We start from the raw sequence: 13,538 nt of genomic DNA on the forward strand, positions 1-13,538 counted from the left end.
CCCAATGGAACCGGTCCAGAACCGTGAGGCAGCCGCCGACGGCGATCATCGCCATCAGCGAATAGGCCATCGCGTTCATGTGGAAGATCAGCGTGGCGCGCAGACCGTCGCACAGCGGGGTGCCGTAGGAGGCGACCTGCGCGGCGGCCTCGGCCACGGCGGCGGCGACTTTCGGGCTGGGGCCATAGGGCAATTCGTTGAAGCCGAGGTTGACCAGCGGCAACCCCTTGGGCTGCGGTGTCGAGATGCGCCCCCGCAGGTTCAGCGGTTCGAGGTAGGACCGCGGCCCCGTCGTCATGCCATCCGCCATCTCATGCCGCTCCGTTCACGTGTTTCTTGATGAGATCCTTGTACATCCCCTGGATCGTCCGGGTCACGGGCCTGTCGCCGTTGCCGATTTTCTTGCCGTCGATGGAGGCGACCGGCGTCTGCGCGCCGAACGTGCCCGTCAGGAAGGCCTCGTCCGCGCCGTAGGCTTCGTAGAGCGAGAAGTTCTTTTGATGAACGGGGATGCCGTTATCGAGACACAGGTCGATGACCTTTTGCCGGGTCACGCCGTTCATGCAGTAGTCCCCGGTCGAGGTCCAGACCTCGCCCCGGCGGACGATGAAGAAGTTGCAGGCATTGGTGGTGTTCACGAACCCGTGCGGATCCAGCATCAGCGCCTCGTCCGCGCCCGCCGCTTCGGCCTGCAGGCAGGCGATGATGCAGTTGAGTTTCGAATGGCTGTTGAGCTTGGGGTCCTGCGCATGCGGCAACCCGCGCACCTGCGGCACGGAAGCAAGACGGATGCCGGCGGTCTGCAGGCGATCCACCGGCCTGGAGTGTTCCATGATGATGACCAGCGTCGGACCCGAGGTGCTGAGGCCGGGATGCTGGAACGGCTTGTCCTTGATCCCGCGTGTGAGCATCAGGCGACAGTGCACGTCGTCGGTCATGCCGTTCGCCTCGGCGGTGCGGCGGAGCGCGTCGGCGATGCCGGCCTTGTCCATCCCGACGTCGAGATCGATCGCCTTGCAGGAGTTGAAGAAGCGGTCCATGTGTTCATCGAAGAACGCCCACTTTCCCTGGTAGAGGCGCATGCCCTCCCAGATCCCGTCGCCCAGCATGAAACCGGCGTCGTAGACCGACACCTTGGCCTCGTTCCGGTGCACGATATCACCGTTCACATAGATCCGGATATCGCGGTTGCGGGTGTCCTCGTCCGCCTCGTGCGTGGTCTGGGCCATCGCGTGCTCCCCCTTTGTCACGCGCGCAGTGTTAACAGGTTTGCGGTCCTGCGCCAGACACGGCGCGCAGATGTCGCGAATGGCGCATTATCGGGCTGCGGGCCGCCTATTCTGTCGGCACCGCATTCACCGGAGACCGAGGATGCCGCACGCCCTGCCCGCGCATGTCGACCATTTCATCCGGCATCGCCCGACCGACCATTTTCCCGATACCGTGCTGGACCGCGTGGCCCTGTTGCTCCTGGACACGCTGGGCATCGCCATCGCAGCCGCGCCGATGCAGGCGGGCCGGATCGCGCGCGAGACGGCGCGGCGGCTCTACGGGGCCGGGAGCGCCGAAGACACCGCGTGGATGATGTTCGACGGACGCAGCGCAAGCCTCGCCGGGGCGGCCTTTGCGCTGGCGACGCAGATCGACAACCTCGACGGCCACGACGGGTACAATCCGACAAAGGGACACACCGGCGTCGCGGTCGTCCCGGCGCTGGTGGGCTTTGGCCAGCACCTGCCGGGGCTGTCGGGCCGGGATGCGCTTGCGGCGCTTGTGACCGGATACGAGGTTGCCGGGCGCGCGGCGACGGCGCTGCATGCCTCGGTCAGCGACTATCACACCTCCGGCGCGTGGAACGCGCTGGGGGTCGTGGCGCTGGGGGCGCGGCTGCGCGGCGCGACGGCCGGACAGCTTCGCGAGGCGCTTGGAATCGCGGAATACCACGGCCCGCGCAGCCAGATGATGCGCGAGATCGCGACGCCCACGATGCTGCATGACGGGTCCGGCATGGGGGCGCTTGTCGGGGTGTCGGCCCTGACGATGGCCGAGCTCGGCTTTACCGGCGCGCCGGCGGTGACCGTCGAGGCGGAGACCGCGCAACCCCACTGGGCCGACCTGGGCGAGGTCTGGCAGGTGCCGCTGCAATACATCAAGCCCTACCCGATCTGCCGCTGGGCCCATGCCGCCATCGACGCGGTGCGTGAATTGCGACTGGCGCATGGAATCGGCGCGGACGACGTCGCACGCGTCGAGATCCGGACCTTTCACAACGCCGCACAGCTATTTCCCGGTCTGCCGGAAACGACCTCGCAGGCGCAGTATTCGCTGCCCTTCGCGGTGGCGGTGATGCTGGTGCACGGGGATATCCAGCTTGACCATATCGCGGGCGCGGGTCTGCAGGACCGGCGGGTCGCGGAGGTCGTGGGGCGCACCACCGTGACGGTCGGCGCGGAGCACGAGGCGCGCTATCCGGCGGGCCGCTGGGCAGATGTCACGCTTGCCTTGAGGGACGGGCGCAGGCTGCAGTCGGTCGAGGTTCATGCGCGGGGCGGGCCGGAACGCCCGTTTGGCACGGCGGAGATCACGGGCAAGTTCCGGCGCTTCGCCGTGCCGACGATCGGCGCGGCGCGGGCCGACGCGATCATGAAGGCCTGTCTGGACCTGCCCCGGCGCGGCAGTACCTTTGCCGATCTGCTTGCACTGCTGGAATCGCCGGGCGGCTGACCCGGCTTCAGCCGTACTCGAGGAACCGCAGCAGCCGACCCTCGGCGGCGAAGAGATCGCGCTGATCGAGCCCCTCGAGTTCCAGCGGGTCGGACTTGACCAGCGCGATCACGTCGGGGTGGATGTAGCTGTTTCGCGCGATCGTCGGCGTGTTGCTGAGGGTGTCCGCGGCGGCCTCGGACATGGCCTTGATCGTCGCCCCGCCCTTTTCGGCCACCTTGAAGGCGCTCAGCGTGCCCGCCCACGTCCGGAAGGTCTTGGCCGTTACGCCATCCTCGCCGGTGATGTCCGAGATATAGGCGTTGAGATCGGCGGACCCGACGGAATGCGCGGTGCCGTCCGCGTCCACCCAGCTGAGCAATTCCCTGCCCGGCAGATCGCCGATCCGGTCGAGGATTCCGGCCAGCTTGCGGTCGGTCATGGTGCGGCGGACGTTCTTGCCCCCCTTGGCGCGGTACCGCAGGTGGAGTTTGTCGCCGTCAAGCTCGATATGGCGGTTGCGCAGGGTGAGCGCCCCGTAGGAGCCGTTTTCACGGGTGTAGGCAGGGTCACCCACCCGCATGGCCGTCCGGTCGATCAGGGTGACGGCACAGGCAAGGGCAAAGATGTGTTCGCCCTCTTTCTCCTTCAGGTCACGGGCAACCCGGCGGCGCAGCCTTGGCAGCGCGTGACCGAAGCGGGCAAGACCGGCGAATTTGGTCGCCGCCTGTGCTTCGGCCCAGTCCGGATGATAGCGGTACTGCTTGCGCTTGCGGGTGTCGCGGCCCGTGGCCTGCAGGTGCCCGTTGGCCAGCGTGCACATCCACACGTCCTCGTAGGCCGGTGGGACCGCCAGAGCCTCGAGCCGGCGGCGTTCCGCGCCGCGCGCGATGGTCGTGCCGTCAGGCGCGATGTAGGTAAAACCGCGCCCGCGCCGCCGCCGGGAAATCCCCGGCTGGTCATCGCTGACATAGATCAGGCGTCTGCCCGCCACGGCGGTCATTTCGGCCGGACCTCGGACTTGAGCTTGAGCACCTCGTCGCCGTCTTCCTGTTCGATGAAGAGGGCCGGATCGTCATCGGACCCGTCGCGGGTGACCTCGTTGCCCTTGATCTTGCGGGTGATCTTGCGGGTGTAGGTCTTTTGCACCTTGCCTTCGGCAGTGCCGTTGCCCCAATCCCACTCCACTGTGGAGCCTTCCCTGATCTGTGACATGTGCTCACGCTCCTCACCTCGTTAACGGCGGGCAAACGCCGGATTGGCGATACGGGTTCCCGCAGGGCACGAGATTGCCGCACTCGGTGGCCATCCCTTGCCGGAAACGCAGGAAAACGCGCGGACGGCCTATCCTCCGGCGGCAGGCCGGGGTATGAGGCAGCCAACGTTCCTGCTGCCGGAAAGACCGCCATGACCTTCGACCGATCCCTGAAAATCGCCCCCTCGATCCTTGCCGCCGACTTCGCCGACTTCGGCGCGGAATGCGCCGCCGTGGAGGCACAGGGCGCGGACTGGATCCACGTCGACGTGATGGACGGGCATTTCGTGCCCAACATCAGCTTTGGCCCGACCACCTGCGCCGCGATCCGCCCGCATATCAAGGGCGTGATGGACGTGCACCTGATGATCGCGCCGGTCGATCCCTACATCGACGCCTTTGCCGCCGCCGGGGCGGATATCCTGACCGCGCATGTGGAAGCCGGGCCGCACATCCACCGGACGCTGCAGGCGATCCGCGCCGCGGGCTGCAAGGCCGGTGTGGCGCTCAACCCCGGCACCCCGGCCAGCGCGGTCGAAGACCTGCTGGACATCGTCGACCTTGTCTGCGTGATGACCGTGAACCCCGGCTTCGGCGGGCAGAAGTTCATCCCGCTGGCGCCCAAGATCGCCACGTTGCGCCGGATGATCGGGGACCGCCCCGTGCATATCGAGATCGACGGCGGCGTCACGGTAGACACCGCCCCCGAATGCGTGAAGGCCGGTGCGGACGTTCTCGTCGCGGGTTCGGCGGTGTTCAAGGGCGGGTCGGCCAGCGACCCGGCTGCCTACGGCGACAACATCCGCGCGATCCGTCAGGCCGCGGAAGGCACCTACGTCTGAGGCTCAGTCCCCGAGCCGGTCGGCGAAGGCATCGAGCAGGCGGTGCTTGAGGATCTTGCCCGTCGGCGCGGCGGGCAGGCTGGTGCCGATGATGATCCGGCTGGGCCGTTTGTACCCCGCGAGCCGCTGCTTGACGAACGCGCGCAGCTCGTCGACGTCGGGGGCATCTCCCTCGGCCACCTGGACAAAGGCCAGCACTTCCTCGTCGCCCTCCTTCATTCGCCCGATCACGGCGGACTGGATCACCTGCGGATGATCGTTCAGCGCCGCCTCCACCTCGGGCGGGTAGACGTTGAAGCCGCCGTGAATGATCAGTTCCTTCGACCGTCCGAGGATATGCAGCCGCCCCTCCCCGTCGATCTTGCCCAGATCGCCGGTGTGCAGCCACCCGTCGGCATCCAGCGCCTTCGCGGTCGCCTCGGGGTTGCGGTAGTAGCCCTTCATCACGTGCGGGCCGCGGATCAGCACTTCGCCCTCGCCGTCACCGCCGCCGGGCACGGATTCGTCGATCATCGCCTCGGTCCCCGGCGTGATCGGCCCCACCGACGTATCGGGCGACCCGATCTCGTTCACCGTGGCCGACGCGCCCGACGTCGTCTCGGTCATGCCGAAGCCGTTCTGCAGCGGGAGTTGGTAGAAGGCTTCGGCCTTGCGCTTCCACGCGGGATCCAGCGGCGCACCGCCCGACGACACGTAACGCAGGCTGTCGGAACCCAGTTTCTCCAGCCCCTTTTCCTTGGTGTACTGCATCACCAGCGCATGCATCTGCGGCACCGCCGGGATGATGGTCACGCCGTCATGGGCGGCCTCGAAGAGCTTCTGGGCAGAGAACCGCGCCTCGAGCCGCACATGCGTCCCCGCGTAGCAGGCCCCGGTCAGCACCGACACGAGGCCGAAGACATGGCTCATGGGGAGCACGCCGTAGATCACGTCGTCCGGCGTCATGTGCCGCAGTTCGGCCGAGGCCTTGCCACCGAAGCGCATGTTGGCGTGGGTAAGCATCACGCCCTTGGGATCGCCGGTCGTCCCGGTCGTGTAGAGGAGCACCGCGACGCCGGCCAGATCGTCGTCGGGGTCGCTGGGCAGAGGCGTCGCGATATGCAGGTTGCCGAACTTGCCGGTGATTTCGCGCGCGTTCATCCGTTCGGCGTGCTTGCCCGCGTCCGCCGACGCGCCGGTCGTCATCAGGACGGCGGCGGGTGTGGCATGATCGAGGATCTTCTGCACTTCGCCTTCGGTCTGGCGGGCGTTGAAGGGGATGATGACCGCCCCCAGTTTCCAGGCGGCATGCAGGGCCGATACCGCCGCGGCGCAGTTCTCGGCCAGCAGCAGGACGCGGTCGTTGGCCTGCACGCCGGCATCCTGCAACTCCGCCGCGAGCGCGTCGCTCGCCTCGTCCAGATCGGCGAAGGACCAGCGGACGCCCGTGCTGTCGCTCAGTGCCGTGGACAGCGGCGCGCGCGCCACCTGTTCGGCGAGATATTCCTCGACCCTTGCCATTGTGTTCCTCCCCCCGGCCCCGGTCAGCGGTAGGCGGGTTTGCGTTTTTCCAGAAAGGCCGCGATTCCCTCGGCGGCTTCGTCCTTGCCCGACGCAGCGGCCATCGCGTCGCGCTCGGCGTCCAGTTGTTCGGCTTCGGTCGCCTCGTAGGCGTCAGCCACCAGCCCCCGGATCGTGCTTTGGGCGTCGCGCGGGCCCTCCGCAAGGGTGTCGGCCAGCGTCATCGCCTCTTCCATGGCCTTGCCGGGTTTGCAGATGCGGTTGACCGCGCCCATGTCGGCGAAACGGTGCGCGTTGACGGGGCGGCCCATCAGGCACATCTCCATCGCCAGCGGGCGGGGGATCATCCGTGACATCGCCGAGGTCAGCCCGCCATCCGGGACCAGCCCGGCCTTGACGTAGGCGGCGGTGAAGCGTGCCTCTTCGGAGGCGACGATCAGGTCGCACGCCAGCGCGATGGACAAGCCGGCCCCTGCCGCACCGCCCTCGACCGCCGCGATGAAGGGCACGGGCGAGGACCGCATCGCGCGGATGATGTCGTGCAACCCGTCGATCCTGTCGCGGCGTTCCGGCTCGCTCAGCGTGCGCCGCTCGATCAGCACGTTCAGGTCACCCCCGGCGCAGAAGAACGGCCCCTCGGACGTGAGGATGACCGCGCGGATGCGCCGTTCGCGCGCCTGCTCGGCGGCCTCGAGGATACATTCGTAAAGCTCGGGGCTGAGCGCGCCCCGCTTGGCGGTGTTGCCGTTCCAGACGATCAGGCGGTCGCCCTTGTCTTCCAGCCGTGCGCTCATTTCAGTTTCTCCTTCGGGACCCGTTTGAAAACGCCCGTCGCCGTGGCGATCAGGCGGTCCTTTTCATCCACCAGATCGGCGGCGATGAACAGGGTGCTGCGGCCACCCCCCACGACACGGCCAGTCGCCGTGACACGGCTGCCTTCCCAGGCCGGTGCGACGAACTGCACGTTCATCGAAATCGTCAGGAACGGCGCCTTGCCGGTGGCATCGACCGTCAGCGACCCGGTCGTGCCGCAGGCGTTGTCGAGCACCGCCGTGGCGATGCCCCCGTGCAGCACGTTGTGCCGGTTGGTATGCTGCTGCCCGATGTCCAGCCAGACCCGCGCCCGACCGTCCGGATCGCTGACGTCGACGACATAGCCGATCAACGTCTGCGTTCCGGTCTCGTTCTCGATCAGGTGAGACGTCTCAGGCAGCGGAGAGGGCAATGAAGCGCTCCAGGTGGTGGTCGGTGTCGCCGAACCGATGGTCGGCCATGACGATCCGCTTGGCGATATGCGCAAGTTCGTATTCCTGCGTCATGGCGATGCCGCCATGCATCTGGATCGATTCCTCCGCCACAAGGCGGCCGGCCCGGCCCAGCAGGTTCTTTGCCGCCGAGACGTGGCTTTCGCGGATGGCCCTGTCGGATTCAAGATGCCCGGCGGCGTTGATCACCGAGGAGCGGGCCTGTTCCATCTCGATCTGGAGATCGGACATGCGGTGCGCCAGCGCCTGAAAGCTGCCGATGGGACGCCCGAACTGCTTGCGGGTGCCCAGGTAGTCCCTCGTCAGCCTGGTCGCGGTTTCCATCGCGCCCAGGGTTTCGGCCACCTGCGCGACCGCCGCCTTCGCCACCCGTGCCTCGATCGCGGGCAGCGCCTTGCCGGCGTCGCCCAGACGGGCGGAGGCAGGCACCTTCACGTCGTCCAGCATCACCTCGGCGGCGCGTCCGCCGGCCAGCAGGCCATACCCCTGAACCGTGACACCCTTGGTGTCCGCGGGCACGAGGAACAGCGAAATCCCGGCATCATCGCCCGGCTCGCCGCTTTCGCGGGCCGAGACGACCAGCATGTCGGCGGCTTCGGCGTTGACCACGACGGCCTTGTGGCCGTTCAGCACGATGTCGTCGCCATCGGTCTTTGCGGTGGTCTGCACGCGGTTCAGGTCATAGCGGCTGGTCGGCTCGCCATGGGCAAAGGCCAGTTGCAGGCTGCCCGCGATGATCTCTTCCACATGCGCCTTCTGGTCGTCGGTCCCGAGGTCCGCGATCAGGCCACCGGCCAGCACGCCGGTATCGAGGAATGGTTCGACCACGCCCGCGCGGCCCAGTTCCTCGAACACCGTGGTGATGTCGAAGCCCTTGCCGCCGAAACCGCCCTGCTCTTCGGTGAACAGCGCGCCGATCACGCCGAGTTCGGCCAGTTCCGACCAGATTTCGGCGCTGTAACCCGCATCGCTGGCGATGATCTTGTTCCGGGTGGCGGTGTCGTATTTCTCGCGCAGGTAGCGGCGCAGGGTGTCCTGCAGCATCTGGCGTTCTTCAGTCAGCTCGAAATTCATCAGTTATCCTCCCATCGTGACCTTGGCGATGATGCCACGCTGGATTTCGTTGGAGCCGCCGAAGATCGACAGCTTGCGGTTGTTGAAATACTGCGCCGCCACCGGACCGGCCGCGAGCGGATCGGGCAGGCCCGCGTTCGACCCCTCGATCGCTTCGGAGGCGAAGGGCATCGCGTATGCACCGGCCGCGCGCCGCGCGAGGTCGTTGATCTCCTGCCGGATGATCGTGCCCTTGACCTTGAGCATGGAGGATTCCACCCCCGGCGCCGTGCCCGCCGCCGCCTTGGAGATGATGCGCAGGTTGGTGGTGGACATGGCCTGCAGGTCGATTTCCACCTGCGCCAGACGCGCGGCGAAATGCGGATTCTGGATCAGGGGCTTGCCGCCCGCCATCTCGGCCTTGGCGATGCGCTTGACCGCTGTCAGCCCGGCCTGGGAGAACCCGACGCCGGCGATGTTGGTGCGTTCGTGGGTCAGCAGGTACTTGGCATAGGTCCAGCCCTTGTTTTCCTCGCCCACGAGGTTCTCTGCCGGCACCTTCACGTCGTTGAAGAAGACCTCGTTCACCTCGGCGCTGCCGTCGAGCAGGATGATCGGGCGCACTTCGATACCCGGCGTGTTCATGTCGATCAGCAGGAACGAAATGCCTTCCTGCTGCTTGACGTCCTTGTCCGTCCGCACGAGGCAGAAGATCATGTTGGCGTGCTGACCCAGCGTGGTCCAGGTCTTCTGCCCGTTGACGATGTAGTGGTCCCCGTCACGCACCGCCGTTGTCTTGAGCGAGGCGAGGTCGGACCCGGCACCGGGTTCGGAATAGCCCTGGCACCACCAGTCTTCGCCCGACAGGATGCGCGGCAGCCAATAGTCCTGCTGTTCCTTGGAGCCGAACTTCTGCAGCACCGGGGCGAGCATCGACAGGCCGAAGGGGACGATGCGCGGCGCGTGGTGGGCGGCGGCCTCTTCCTCGAAGATGTGGCGCTGCACGGCGTTCCACTCGGCCCCGCCGAACTTCTTGGGCCAGTTCGGCGCGAGCCAGCCCTGTTCGTTCAGGATCGCGTGCCAGCGTTCGATGTCCGCCTTGCCAAGTTCGTCGCCGCCGCGAACCTTGTCGCTCAGCTCCTTGGGCAGTTTCTCTTTGAGGAATGTCCGGACTTCCTCGCGGAAGGCCTTCTCTTCGTCGGAATAGCTCAGATCCATGTCGGTGCTCCTATCGGTCAGTCGTCATGCCGCGCCGTCACGAGGCGGCCTTGTTGAGATCGTCAAATGTCCGGCCCTCGGCCACGAGTTTCTTGAGCAGCGGGGCGGGCTGCCAGAACCACGCATCCTCCTGCGCGTAGCGTTCGATGTCCGCCAGCACGTTGTCCAGTCCCTGGATATCCGCCCATTTCATCGGTCCTCCCCAGAACCGCGGGAAGCCGTAGCCGAAGAGCAGCGTCATATCGACGTCCAGGGGACGGCGTGCGATGCCTTCGCCAACGACCTTGGCCGCTTCGTTCACCATCGCACACATATAGCGCCGCACAATCTCCTCGTCGGTGAAATCACGTGGCGTAATTCCGCGCTCCGCCTGTTCCTCGGCCACCAGTTCGGCGATTTTCGGGTTCGGCGTGCCCCCGCGCTTGCCCTTCTCGTAGACATAGTAACCTTCGCCGGTCTTCTGGCCGAAATGCCCCTGTTCGCAGAGCCGGTCGATGTAGGTGGGCACACGTTCCTCGGGGTGGCGATGCGGCGCCTTGCGCTTGCGCGTGGCCCAGCCGATGTCGAGCCCCGCGAGGTCGGCCACGGCAAACGGCCCCATGGCAAAGCCGAAGTCGGTCAGCGCCTTGTCGATCTGGAAGGGCGACGCCCCGTCGAGCACCATGTGGTCCGCCGCGGTCCGGTAGACCGCCAGAATCCGATTGCCGATGAAGCCGTCGCACACGCCCGCGCGCACGCTGACCTTGCCCAGTGCCTTGCCCAGCGCAAAGCCGGTGGCGACGACATCGGGCGCGGTCTTGTCGGCCACGACGACCTCGAGCAGCTTCATCACATGCGCGGGCGAGAAGAAGTGCAGGCCGATCACGTCCTCGGGCCGCGAAGTCGCGGCGGCGATCTCGTTCACGTCGAGATAGGACGTGTTCGTCGCCAGCACGCAGCCGGGCTTGCAGACGGCATCAAGTCTGCCGAAGACCTCGCGCTTCACGCCCATGTCCTCGAACACCGCCTCGACCACCAGATCGACGTCGCGCAGGCTGTCGTAGTTGACCGACACCTCGAGACCGGTCGTCATCATCGCCTCGTAGCGGCTTTCGGACAGCTTGCCGCGCTTGACCGCGCCCTGAAGATTGCCGGCGATTCGCTCGCGCGCGGCATCCGCCGCCTCCTGCTTCATCTCGATCAGGATGACGTTGAGGCCCGCCAGCAGGGCCGCCGTGGCAATGCCCGCGCCCATCGTGCCGCCACCGATGATGCCGACGGATTGCAGCGCGCGCGGCTCCACGCCCTTGAGTTCCGGCAGGTTGCCCACCGCGCGTTCGTTGAAGAAGGCGTGGATCATGCCCTTGCGCTGGTCGGTTTGCATGAGGTCCATGAAATGGGCCCGCTCGCGCTTCATGCCTTCGGCGAAGGGGTGTTCGGCGCTGTCTTGCACCGCGCGCACGGCGGTGGCGGGGCTGATCTGGCCGCGCCCTTTCTTGAGCACCGAATCGTAGGTGGCATCCCAGTCGATCGGTTCGGGCGCGGGCAATTCGCTGACCGGGCGGCGCGGCGCGCCGGTGCTCAGCAGTTCGCGCACGTAGGCGAGGCCGACCGCCTCGGGGTCGCCTTCCGTTACGCGGTCGACCAGACCCAGTTCCTCGGCTTCCGCCGCCTTGACCTGACGCCCGGAGGTGATGATCTCGATCGCCTTCTCGGCCCCGGTGAGGCGCGGCAGACGCTGCGTGCCCCCGGCGCCGGGAATGAGGCCGAGGTGCACTTCGGGCAGGCCCACCCGCGCATCGGGCTGGGCGATGCGGTAGTGGGCGCCCAGCGCCACCTCGAGCCCGCCGCCAAGGGAAACACCGTGCATGGAGGCCACGACCAGCAGCGGCGAGCCTTCGATCCGAGTGCAGAGATCCGGCAGGAAGGGTTCCTGCGGCGGCTTGCCGAACTCTGTGATGTCGGCGCCGGCGATGAAGGCGCGTCCCTCGCCCACGATGAGCACCGCCTTCACGCCATCCTCGGCTTCGGCCCGGTCCATCGCATCGGAGAGACCCTGACGCACGGCCTGCGACAGGGCGTTGACCGGCGGGTTCCGGATACGCAGCACGGCGATGTCGTCCTGTCGGGAATATTCGATCTTGTCGGTCATCTGGGTCTCCTTGAATGTCTATCCGCGCTGCATCCGGGCCGAGGCATGTCCGGTTTCCCGCTCCAGCGCGCGCACCGTGTCGCGCAGGGCCGGTCCGACCTCGTCCAGCATCCGGGCGGTTGTCAGGTCACGTGGCGATGCGCCACAGGTAAAGGCAACGGATTCGCAGAACTCTTCTGCATAGTAGGGCACGCTGACCGCGTTGACAGTGCGGGTGTAGCTCTGATCCCGTGGCACGATCAGGAATCCCTGATGGTCGAGCTGGTACGCCCCTTCCGCGCGGAAGGATGCCAGCGCGGCGGCATTGTCCAGCGCCGCAAAACGGTCGTCTTCCATCGCGGCGATCACCGCCATGCCGGAGGACGAGCCAAGGACCGGCGTCTTGTGACCCGGCTCGAGCCAGACGGTCGAACGGCCGGTCGGCCGCCATGTCCTTGCCAGCAACATGCGCGCGCCATCCCGGACCGCGATGACCGCCAGTGTCCCGGTCCGGTCCGCGAGGGACTGCATCAGGTCCGACGCCTGTTCCACGAAGCCCACGGACAACCCAGCGACGGAGCCGAGGGTCACCGCGGCGGGGCCGAGCCGGAAGCGGTCGTTCCGGCCCCCGTGAGCCAGATACCCCAGCGCGCACAGCGTGTAGGTCAGGCGCGATACCGTGGGCTTGGGCAAACCGGTGCGTTCGGCGATCTCGGCATGGGTCAGACCGTTGTCGCTGGCGCGAAACGCCCGCAGCACGCCGAGCCCGCGCGCCAGCGTGTTGGCGAACTTGCGATCCGTTTCACAGGGGTCGGCATGCCCGGCGGTCATCGGCAACGGCGCAGCCCGGTCGCGTCCGGGCCCTGTCCAATTGTCGGCGCTGCGCTGCTCCACGGCAAGCCTGTCCCCCCTGCTATTTCGCGATGCAGAACGAAGTTCCGCAAATTTCATGCGCAAGATAGTTTCGCGATCTGAAACGCACAAGCGCAAACTCCGGCGGCGGAACCGGCAGGCGCGGTGCGCCGCAACGTCACGGCACCGCCCAGCGGCGCGCCGAAGGGCTCAGCCGTAGATGAAGCAGCGACCGGGCACGGCGTCGGCCGGCAGCGGCTGTTCTTTCAGGCGGTCGAAATACATCCGGTCGGAAGAGACCATCAGCCCGCCGGTGGCCAGCAAGGGCTCGATCAGCGGCGAGACCAGCCGCGCGAAGGCGTCGTTCTTTTCGAGGTTGTGCCCGCCGAGGTCCGCGTGGATCAGCGCCACTGTCGGACCGAACCGTTTCAGTGCCCGCGGCAAAGTCGTGCGCACATCGCCGAGGATCAGCATGTCGTCCGGCGGCGTGCTGTCGGGATGCGCGGCGACCGCGCGCTCGAATACGAAGATCGGACGCGTGCCCATCGTCTCGCGCATGTGGTGGTAGGTCCGGCCGTTGCCGAGACCCAGTTCGAACACCGGGCCCTCCAGATGGGCGGTCGCGGCTGCGGCGTGGTCGAGACACGCGCGTTGCGACACCATGCGGTTGATAAAGACGTCGAGGCGGCTCATCCGGTTCTCCTTTCGCGGTTGCTGCCTTCATGGCGCAGAGCGCCCGG

13 protein-coding genes are annotated in these 13,538 nt (G+C 67.0%); 2 read left to right on the top strand and 11 right to left on the bottom strand.

Annotated elements, in window-relative coordinates:
- Window positions 1–311: 311 nt before the first annotated feature.
- Window positions 312–1,229, bottom strand: coding sequence for an aminotransferase class IV (locus tag BOO69_RS14745; RefSeq protein ID WP_071972865.1), 918 nt, complete (start codon window positions 1,227–1,229; stop codon window positions 312–314).
- A 142-nt stretch (window positions 1,230–1,371) separates the two neighbouring features.
- Between BOO69_RS14745 and BOO69_RS14750 the strand changes: the two genes are divergently transcribed.
- On the top strand, window positions 1,372–2,724 hold the full coding sequence (locus BOO69_RS14750) for an MmgE/PrpD family protein (protein WP_071972866.1): 1,353 nt from the start codon (window positions 1,372–1,374) through the stop codon (window positions 2,722–2,724).
- A gap of 7 nt (window positions 2,725–2,731) precedes the next feature.
- On the opposite strand, the gene BOO69_RS14755 is transcribed toward BOO69_RS14750, so the two are convergent.
- Window positions 2,732–3,697, bottom strand: coding sequence for a DNA topoisomerase IB (locus tag BOO69_RS14755; RefSeq protein WP_083545706.1), 966 nt, complete (start codon window positions 3,695–3,697; stop codon window positions 2,732–2,734).
- Between the two features lie 5 nt (window positions 3,698–3,702).
- Window positions 3,703–3,918: a hypervirulence associated TUDOR domain-containing protein gene (locus tag BOO69_RS14760; RefSeq protein ID WP_071972868.1), complete on the bottom strand. Its 216-nt coding sequence runs from the start codon at window positions 3,916–3,918 to the stop codon at window positions 3,703–3,705.
- A 192-nt stretch (window positions 3,919–4,110) separates the two neighbouring features.
- Here BOO69_RS14760 and rpe point away from each other — a divergent pair, with 192 nt between their 5' ends.
- On the top strand, window positions 4,111–4,800 hold the full coding sequence (rpe, locus tag BOO69_RS14765; RefSeq protein ID WP_071972869.1) for a ribulose-phosphate 3-epimerase: 690 nt from the start codon (window positions 4,111–4,113) through the stop codon (window positions 4,798–4,800).
- A gap of 3 nt (window positions 4,801–4,803) precedes the next feature.
- Here the strand turns inward: rpe and BOO69_RS14770 are convergent, their stop codons facing one another.
- The 8 genes from BOO69_RS14770 to BOO69_RS14805 all read right to left on the bottom strand — a co-directional run bounded on the left by BOO69_RS14770 (window position 4,804) and on the right by BOO69_RS14805 (window position 13,491).
- On the bottom strand, window positions 4,804–6,300 hold the full coding sequence (locus BOO69_RS14770) for a class I adenylate-forming enzyme family protein (protein ID WP_071972870.1): 1,497 nt from the start codon (window positions 6,298–6,300) through the stop codon (window positions 4,804–4,806).
- 23 nt (window positions 6,301–6,323) lie between these two features.
- Window positions 6,324–7,094 (bottom strand): oxepin-CoA hydrolase, alternative type, encoded by a 771-nt coding sequence (locus tag BOO69_RS14775; RefSeq protein ID WP_071972871.1) that lies wholly within the window; start codon window positions 7,092–7,094, stop codon window positions 6,324–6,326.
- Window positions 7,091–7,525 (bottom strand): PaaI family thioesterase, encoded by a 435-nt coding sequence (locus BOO69_RS14780; protein ID WP_071972872.1) that lies wholly within the window; start codon window positions 7,523–7,525, stop codon window positions 7,091–7,093. The genes BOO69_RS14775 and BOO69_RS14780 overlap by 4 nt, the downstream gene beginning before the upstream one ends.
- Complete coding sequence (locus tag BOO69_RS14785; protein WP_071972873.1) at window positions 7,506–8,639, bottom strand: acyl-CoA dehydrogenase family protein; 1,134 nt, start codon at window positions 8,637–8,639, stop codon at window positions 7,506–7,508. The genes BOO69_RS14780 and BOO69_RS14785 overlap by 20 nt, the downstream gene beginning before the upstream one ends.
- Window positions 8,640–8,642: 3 nt before the next feature.
- On the bottom strand, window positions 8,643–9,836 hold the full coding sequence (locus BOO69_RS14790) for an acyl-CoA dehydrogenase family protein (protein WP_071972874.1): 1,194 nt from the start codon (window positions 9,834–9,836) through the stop codon (window positions 8,643–8,645).
- A gap of 37 nt (window positions 9,837–9,873) precedes the next feature.
- Window positions 9,874–11,967 (bottom strand): 3-hydroxyacyl-CoA dehydrogenase NAD-binding domain-containing protein, encoded by a 2,094-nt coding sequence (locus BOO69_RS14795; protein WP_071972875.1) that lies wholly within the window; start codon window positions 11,965–11,967, stop codon window positions 9,874–9,876.
- 18 nt (window positions 11,968–11,985) lie between these two features.
- Window positions 11,986–12,840 (bottom strand): IclR family transcriptional regulator, encoded by an 855-nt coding sequence (locus BOO69_RS14800; protein WP_237267484.1) that lies wholly within the window; start codon window positions 12,838–12,840, stop codon window positions 11,986–11,988.
- Window positions 12,841–13,008: 168 nt separating this feature from the next.
- Window positions 13,009–13,491 (bottom strand): class I SAM-dependent methyltransferase, encoded by a 483-nt coding sequence (locus BOO69_RS14805; protein WP_071972877.1) that lies wholly within the window; start codon window positions 13,489–13,491, stop codon window positions 13,009–13,011.
- Window positions 13,492–13,538: the final 47 nt, after the last annotated feature.

The sequence above is a fragment of the Sulfitobacter alexandrii genome, assembly GCF_001886735.1.
GTDB lineage: Bacteria > Pseudomonadota > Alphaproteobacteria > Rhodobacterales > Rhodobacteraceae > Sulfitobacter > Sulfitobacter alexandrii.

Coding starts and splice junctions, on each gene's coding strand:
- BOO69_RS14745 (WP_071972865.1), bottom strand. CDS start 1,229: ATGGCCCAGACCACGCACGAGGCGGACGAGGACACCCGCAACCGCGAT.
- BOO69_RS14750 (WP_071972866.1), top strand. CDS start 1,372: ATGCCGCACGCCCTGCCCGCGCATGTCGACCATTTCATCCGGCATCGC.
- BOO69_RS14760 (WP_071972868.1), bottom strand. CDS start 3,918: ATGTCACAGATCAGGGAAGGCTCCACAGTGGAGTGGGATTGGGGCAAC.
- rpe (WP_071972869.1), top strand. CDS start 4,111: ATGACCTTCGACCGATCCCTGAAAATCGCCCCCTCGATCCTTGCCGCC.
- BOO69_RS14770 (WP_071972870.1), bottom strand. CDS start 6,300: ATGGCAAGGGTCGAGGAATATCTCGCCGAACAGGTGGCGCGCGCGCCG.
- BOO69_RS14775 (WP_071972871.1), bottom strand. CDS start 7,094: ATGAGCGCACGGCTGGAAGACAAGGGCGACCGCCTGATCGTCTGGAAC.
- BOO69_RS14785 (WP_071972873.1), bottom strand. CDS start 8,639: ATGAATTTCGAGCTGACTGAAGAACGCCAGATGCTGCAGGACACCCTG.
- BOO69_RS14790 (WP_071972874.1), bottom strand. CDS start 9,836: ATGGATCTGAGCTATTCCGACGAAGAGAAGGCCTTCCGCGAGGAAGTC.
- BOO69_RS14795 (WP_071972875.1), bottom strand. CDS start 11,967: ATGACCGACAAGATCGAATATTCCCGACAGGACGACATCGCCGTGCTG.
- BOO69_RS14805 (WP_071972877.1), bottom strand. CDS start 13,491: ATGAGCCGCCTCGACGTCTTTATCAACCGCATGGTGTCGCAACGCGCG.